At 65.0% G+C, this 6,143-nt stretch carries 6 protein-coding genes; 3 read left to right on the top strand and 3 right to left on the bottom strand.

Going from position 1 to position 6,143, the window contains the following annotated elements:
* Positions 1–101: 101 nt before the first annotated feature.
* The 3 genes from ASC93_RS11685 to ffh form a co-directional block, all read right to left on the bottom strand.
* Entirely contained in the window at positions 102–995 is an 894-nt protein-coding gene (locus tag ASC93_RS11685) for a LysR family transcriptional regulator (protein ID WP_056441518.1), read from the bottom strand.
* Between the two features lie 169 nt (positions 996–1,164).
* Positions 1,165–1,569, bottom strand: coding sequence for an SWIB/MDM2 domain-containing protein (locus ASC93_RS29705; RefSeq protein ID WP_075793316.1), 405 nt, complete (start codon positions 1,567–1,569; stop codon positions 1,165–1,167).
* Between the two features lie 232 nt (positions 1,570–1,801).
* The gene (gene ffh, locus ASC93_RS11675; RefSeq protein ID WP_056441515.1) at positions 1,802–3,169 is read right to left on the bottom strand and encodes a signal recognition particle protein; all 1,368 of its coding nucleotides are present in this window, start codon (positions 3,167–3,169) and stop codon (positions 1,802–1,804) included.
* A 249-nt stretch (positions 3,170–3,418) separates the two neighbouring features.
* On the opposite strand from ffh, the gene ASC93_RS11670 reads away from it, so the two are divergent.
* From ASC93_RS11670 to ASC93_RS11660, 3 genes are read left to right on the top strand one after another with little or no spacing between them, the layout of a single operon-like run.
* Positions 3,419–4,393: an ABC transporter substrate-binding protein gene (locus ASC93_RS11670; RefSeq protein WP_056441510.1), complete on the top strand. Its 975-nt coding sequence runs from the start codon at positions 3,419–3,421 to the stop codon at positions 4,391–4,393.
* Between the two features lie 47 nt (positions 4,394–4,440).
* On the top strand, positions 4,441–5,274 hold the full coding sequence (locus ASC93_RS11665) for an ABC transporter permease (protein WP_056441507.1): 834 nt from the start codon (positions 4,441–4,443) through the stop codon (positions 5,272–5,274).
* Position 5,275: 1 nt separating this feature from the next.
* The gene (locus ASC93_RS11660) at positions 5,276–6,085 is read left to right on the top strand and encodes an ABC transporter ATP-binding protein (protein ID WP_056441504.1); all 810 of its coding nucleotides are present in this window, start codon (positions 5,276–5,278) and stop codon (positions 6,083–6,085) included.
* Positions 6,086–6,143 lie beyond the last annotated feature (58 nt).

Here is a 6,143-nt window from a genome sequence, read left to right as displayed (position 1 = left end):
AGGCAGGCCATATGACCCGAATTACGCCATGTGAAGCTTGACGCACAAGACGGTATCTACGGCATCGTGACAATCGTAGGTTGGGCACCCCGTGCCCACGCTCACGCGCGGATTTCTTCCACCAGCTGCTGCGCGTGCCGCGGCAGCTCGTCGAAGCTGCGCATGCACAGCGACAACTGCCGCAACGCCCACGCGTCGGCCAGTTCGAGCACCGCGATGTCCATCGTGCGCGCGCAGCGCCGCGCGGCCGGTTCGGACACGATGCCGACCCCGACCCCGCTCTCCACCATGCGGCACACCGCGTCGAAGCTGCGCAGGCGTACGCGCGCGCGCAGCGTGCGGCCGGCGCGCTCGGCCTGCTGGCTCAGGTAGCGGAACAGGGCGCTGTCGCCGGTCAGGGCGACGTGGTCGAAATCCACGAGGCGCGCGAACGCCACGGCCTGGCCCTCCTGCGTGACGAGCGTGCGCGCCAGCGCCGGCTGCGCCACGGCCACGAGGCGGTCGGTGCAGAACGGGAAGGTCTCGAGGCCGGACAGATCGACCGTGTCGGCCACGATGCCGAGATCCGCGCCGCCTTCGCGCACCGCGCGCGCGATGTCGCTGGACGTACGCTCTTCCAGGTCGATGTCGACGTCCGGATGACGCGCCATGAAGCCGGCCAGCACTTCCGGCAGGTATTCGCTCAGTGCCGCCGTATTGCATAGCAGCCGCACCTGGCCCTTGAGGCCGGCCGCGTGCTCGCCCAGTTCCGCACGCATGCGCGCCAGCTGCTGGAACACGAGGCGGGCGTGGCGCTGCAGGGCGAGGCCCGCGGCCGTCGGCTGCACGCCGCGCCGGCCGCGCACGAGCAGCGGCACGCCCAGCGCCGCTTCCATGTTCTGGATGCGTTCACTGGCCGATGCCAGCGCCAGGTGCGCACGCTGGCTGCCTGCCGTGATGCTGCCGGCATCCACCACGTGCAGGAACAATTGCAGGTCCACCAGATCGAATCGCATCGTTGCTCCTGTAGGGTGGGCGGCCTCCGCCCACGCGTGATGCCGGCAAACTGCATACGTCACGCGTGGGCTCGGAGAGCCCACTACGTGCGGCGCAGCACATAGCAAAAAGCCCCGGCTCGCCGGGGCTTTTTGTATCGGGGCCAGTGGGACAGCCAGCCAGGTCTTCTTATTTGAGGTGATCCGAGATCAGCTTGGTCATTTCGAACATCGACACCTGCGCCTTGCCACCGAAGACGGCTTTCAGCTTGTCGTCGGCGTTGATCATGCGGCGGTTGGCCGCGTCCTGCAGGTTTTGCGCCTTGATGTAGTCCCAGACCTTCTTGGTCACTTCGGTGCGCGGCAGCGGTTTCGCGCCGACGACGGCAGCCAGCGGCGCCGACGGGGTCATCTCTTTCATGAAAGCGGCGTTGGGCTTGCGTGCCGCCGCCGGCTTCTTTGCTGCTGCGGTTGCTTTCGGTGCTGCTGCTTTGGCAGGAGCCGCTGCCTTTTTCGCTGCCGGCTTCGCCGCCGCAGCAGGCTTGGCAGCGGCTTTCTTGGCGGGTGCTGCAGTGGTTTTTTTGGCTGTTGCCATCTTCGAGCCTCCTAAACGGAACACATGGAAATTTGCGCGTGAGCGCACCCGGCTTATATTGGTAGGGTTTTAGTGTTCGTGCAAGTCTTTTTCGAAATTTTTTCACTCTTACAAGCCCTAAATCTGCCGGTTGTGTTACCCGGGCCTCTCTAGAGTGAAAAAACAGGCGTCCCACGCGTAAAAAAGCCGTGCGGGACGGTGGTCGCGCACGGCTTTTGCGAAGCGTCGAAGGTCAGCGCATGCCGGGCATCATGCCCTTCATCCCGCGCATCATCTTCATCAGGCCGCCGCCCTTGAGCTTCTTCATCATCGTGTTCATCTGGTCGTACTGCGTCAGCATGCGGTTGACTTCCTGCACCTGCACGCCGGCGCCGGCCGCGATGCGGCGCTTGCGGTTGGCCTTGATCAGTTCCGGCTTGGCGCGCTCGAGCGGCGTCATCGAGTCGATGATGCCGCACATCCGGCGCACCTGCTTTTCGGCCTGATCCATATTGGCGCCGCTGGCCGCCTGCTGGAACTGGGCGGGGAGCTTGTCGAGGAGGCCGGCCATGCCGCCCATCTTCTTCATCTGCGCGAGCTGGGCGCGGAAGTCGTTCATGTCGAACTTGCCGCCCGACTTGATCTTGTTGGCCATGTCGGTCGCGGCCTTCATGTCCACGCCCTTGCGCGCTTCCTCGACCAGCGCGAGGATGTCGCCCATGCCCAGCACACGGTTGGCCATCCGGGCCGGATCGAACGCTTCCAGGCCGTCCAGCTTTTCCGACACACCGGCGAACTTGATCGGCTTGCCCGTCACGTGGCGCACGGACAGCGCCGCGCCGCCGCGCGAATCGCCGTCGAGCTTCGTCAGGATCACGCCGGTCAGCGGCAGCGCATCGTTGAAGGCTTTCGCCGTGTTGATCGCGTCCTGGCCGACCATGGCGTCGACGACGAACAGCGTTTCGATCGGATTCACGGCCGCGTGCACGGCGGCGATTTCCTGCATCATCGCCTCGTCGATGGCCAGGCGGCCGGCCGTGTCGATGATGACGACGTCGTGGTAGTGGCGGCGCGCCCAGTCGAGCGCGTTCTTCGCGATGTCGACCGGCTTGTCGCTGGCGGTGGACGGGAAGAAGTCGGCGCCGACCTGCCTCGTCACCGATTCCAGCTGCGCGATCGCGGCGGGGCGGTAGACGTCGGCGGAGACGGTCAGGACCTTTTTCTTCTTCTCTTCCTTGAGGTATTTGGCGAGCTTGCCGGTGGTGGTCGTTTTACCGACACCCTGCAGGCCGGCCATCAGGATCACGGCCGGCGGCTGCTGTGCGAACGACAGCTGCGACGCTTCCGGCCCGAGGTCGGCGCCCATCAGCGCGGCCAGTTCCTTCTGCACGACGCCGACGAGGGCCTGGCCGGGGGACAGCGAGCCGATGACTTCCTCGCCCAGCGCCTTCTCCTTCACTTTGGCGATGAATTCGCGCACGGCCGGCAGCGCCACGTCGGCTTCGAGCAGGGCCAGGCGCACTTCGCGCAGCATCTCGGCGGTGTTCGCCTCGGTGAGGCGGGCCTCGCCGCGCATCGTCTTGACGACCTTGGCAAGGCGTTGGGTCAGGTTATCCAGCATGTTCTACCTTTTGTACTGATATATATAAGCGGGCGGCGTGCAGCCCGCCATTTTACCCCATGTCGGGGCGCGTTTTCCCCGGACAAGACCTGTATTCAGCCATTCGCAAGCTGCGCAGTCAACCGGCATGGTTGATTCTTGGTAAAAGCTGCTTGGGCAGTTTGACAATGTGTTGCTTCGAGTTTATTTTCCAGAGCTGCATCACGTAGTTCATTCCAATAAAAGTTCGACCCCGATCGGAGAGACAGAATGAAAGCAACCGTGTTTCGCAAGACCCTCGTCGTCGCCGCGCTGCTGGCCGCGGGCGGCGCCCAGGCCCAGGACGTGGTCCGCCTCGGCAACCTCAAGTTCGCGCACTACGGCGCGGTCTCGTATATCAAGGAAATCGCGCCCAAGTGCGGCATCAAGGTCGAGGAACGCGTGTTCGCGAAAGGCCTGGACGTGATGCAGGCCATCATCGCGGGCGAGCTCGACGTCGGCGCGACGGCGTCCGAAGCCGCCATCTCGGGCCGCGCCAGCGGTGCGCCGATCTATGTCGTGGCCGGCTTCGCCAAAGGGGGCGTGCGCCTCGTCGCGCGGCCGGACGCCAACGTCAAGGGCGTGAAGGACCTCAAGGGCAAGAAGGTGGGCGTGACGCGCGGCGGCATCCAGGAAGTCCTGCTGATGGCCGAGCTGCAGAAGGCGGGCCTGTCCGCCGACACCGCGCCCGGCAAGGACGTGCAGATCATCTACCTGGCTTATGCCGACCTCAACCAGGCCCTGCTGGGCAAGAACATCGATGTCATGATGCAGTCCGAACCGCAGTCGTCGCAGGCGATCAACAAGGGCTACGGCGTCGAGGTCATGAAGCCGTACGACACCCCGATCGGCGAGCCGATACGGACGATGGTCATGACGGAGAAGTTCCACGACACGAAGCATGCGGTGGCCGAGAAATTCATGCGCTGCTTCGTGATGGCCACGAGCGCCTTCATCCGGGACCGCGCGCTGGCCGAGAAATACGTGCGCGAAGTCGTGTTCAAGGGCCAGATCACCAAGGACGATTTCGACGACGCGATCAGCAATTCGCCGTACACCTACGACATCACGCCGGAGCACATCCAGACCACGACCGACATCATGGTCAAGACGGGCGTCGGGCGGATGTCCAAGCCGCCCGTGGCGAAGCAGTGGGTCAAGACGGATCTGCTGGATGAGGCCAAGAAAAGCCTGAACATCAAGTGAACGTTTGGTGGGCGGAGGCCGCCCACCATTTGCGTACGGGGGATCAAATGACGAAACGCAGGTGGCAGGACATCGCAATCGGCCTGGTCGTGCCGGTCGTCGCGATCGGGATCTGGCAGTTGGTGGTCAGCAGGGGATGGGTCAACGAGCACGTCCTGCCGTCGCCGCTGCAGGTGTGGCGCAAGTGGGTCGCCTACCTGCTGCCGCTGCAGGACTTCGCGGCCTGGCACGAGGCCAACGGCGGGGGACGTCTCGCGTGGATGGTCTCCGGCGAATTGCTCACCGACGCCATGGGCAGCCTGTACCGCGTGTTCGTCGGCTTCCTCGTCGGCGCCGCGCTGGCGCTGCCGGTCGGCCTTGCCATGGGCGCGAGCCGCATCGCGCATGCCTGGCTGAATCCCTTGTTCCAGTTGCTGCGGCCCATTCCGCCCATCGCCTACATCCCGATGTCGATGCTGTGGTTCGGCCTCGGCAACCCGCCGGCCATCTTCCTCATCGCGCTGGGCGCTTTTTTTCCCGTGCTGATGAACACGATCGCGGGCGTGCGCCAGGTCGACGGCATCTACCTGCGCGCGGCGCGCAACCTGGGCGCCAGCGGGACGACGATGTTCCTGCGCGTGATCCTGCCGGCGGCCGTGCCGTACATCCTGACCGGCATGCGGATCGGCATCGGCACGGCGTTCATCGTCGTGATCGTGGCCGAGATGATCGCCGTGAACAACGGCCTCGGTTTTCGCATCTCGGAGGCGCGCGAGTACTTCTTGTCGGACAAGATCATCGCCGGCATGATCACGATCGGCATCCTCGGGCTGGCCATCGACGTCGGCATGAATAAACTGAACAACTACCTGCTGCGCTGGCACCGTGGCCTGGAGCACTGACATGACCGTCCCTGACGCAAAAGCCCACCTCGTCATCGCCAACGTCAGCAAAGTGTTCGACGGCGACGGCCGCCGCATGGTTGCGCTGCAGGACATCAGCCTCGAGATCCCGCACGGCCAGTTCGTCTGCCTGCTGGGGCCTTCGGGCTGCGGCAAGTCGACGCTGCTGAACGCCATCGCCGGCTTCGCGCCGCCCACGTCGGGCAGGGTGCTGGCCGACGGCGTGCCGGTCGCCGGACCCGGGCCGGAACGGGGCATGGTGTTCCAGGAATACGCGCTGTTCCCGTGGATGACGGTGGAGCAGAACGTGGGCTTCGGCCTGGAGATCAAGGGCATGGCGCGCGCGCAGATCGCGGCGCGCGTGGCCGACCTGCTGAAACTCCTGTCGCTGGAAGACTTCGCGAAACGCTATCCGAAAGACCTGTCCGGCGGCATGCGCCAGCGCGTGGCGATCGCGCGCGTGCTGGCGCTGGATTCGCCGATCATGCTGATGGACGAGCCGTTCGGCGCGCTCGACGCCCTCACGCGGCGCAACCTGCAGGACGAGCTGCTGCGCCTGTGGGCGGAATTCAGGAAGACCGTCATCTTCGTCACGCACAGCATCGAGGAAGCGATCTACCTCGCCGACCGCATCGTCGTGATGACGTACCGGCCCGGCACCATCAAGCGCGACATGCTCGTCGAGCTGCCGCGCCTGCGCGATCCGGCGGCGCCCGAATTCAATGCGCTCAAGCGCGAACTGGGGCTGATGGTGATGGAAGAACAGCAGCGCCACCACGACGCGGAAATCAAGGCCGCGGCCGTCGATTGAGGCCACGTCATTTGAAACGTCGTCCTCGCGCAGGCGTGGACCCAAGTTCGTTGCGGAC

The organism is Massilia sp. Root335, assembly GCF_001425685.1.
Lineage (GTDB): Bacteria > Pseudomonadota > Gammaproteobacteria > Burkholderiales > Burkholderiaceae_D > Telluria > Telluria luteola.
This window is presented reverse-complemented; position numbering and strand designations above follow the sequence as displayed.

Bases quoted from the DNA above. Each gene is read 5' to 3' on its own strand.
- ASC93_RS11685 (WP_056441518.1), bottom strand. From the start codon at position 995: ATGCGATTCGATCTGGTGGACCTGCAATTGTTCCTGCACGTGGTGGAT.
- ASC93_RS29705 (WP_075793316.1), bottom strand. From the start codon at position 1,569: ATGGCAACAGCCAAAAAAACCACTGCAGCACCCGCCAAGAAAGCCGCT.
- ffh (WP_056441515.1), bottom strand. From the start codon at position 3,169: ATGCTGGATAACCTGACCCAACGCCTTGCCAAGGTCGTCAAGACGATG.
- ASC93_RS11670 (WP_056441510.1), top strand. From the start codon at position 3,419: ATGAAAGCAACCGTGTTTCGCAAGACCCTCGTCGTCGCCGCGCTGCTG.
- ASC93_RS11665 (WP_056441507.1), top strand. From the start codon at position 4,441: ATGACGAAACGCAGGTGGCAGGACATCGCAATCGGCCTGGTCGTGCCG.
- ASC93_RS11660 (WP_056441504.1), top strand. From the start codon at position 5,276: ATGACCGTCCCTGACGCAAAAGCCCACCTCGTCATCGCCAACGTCAGC.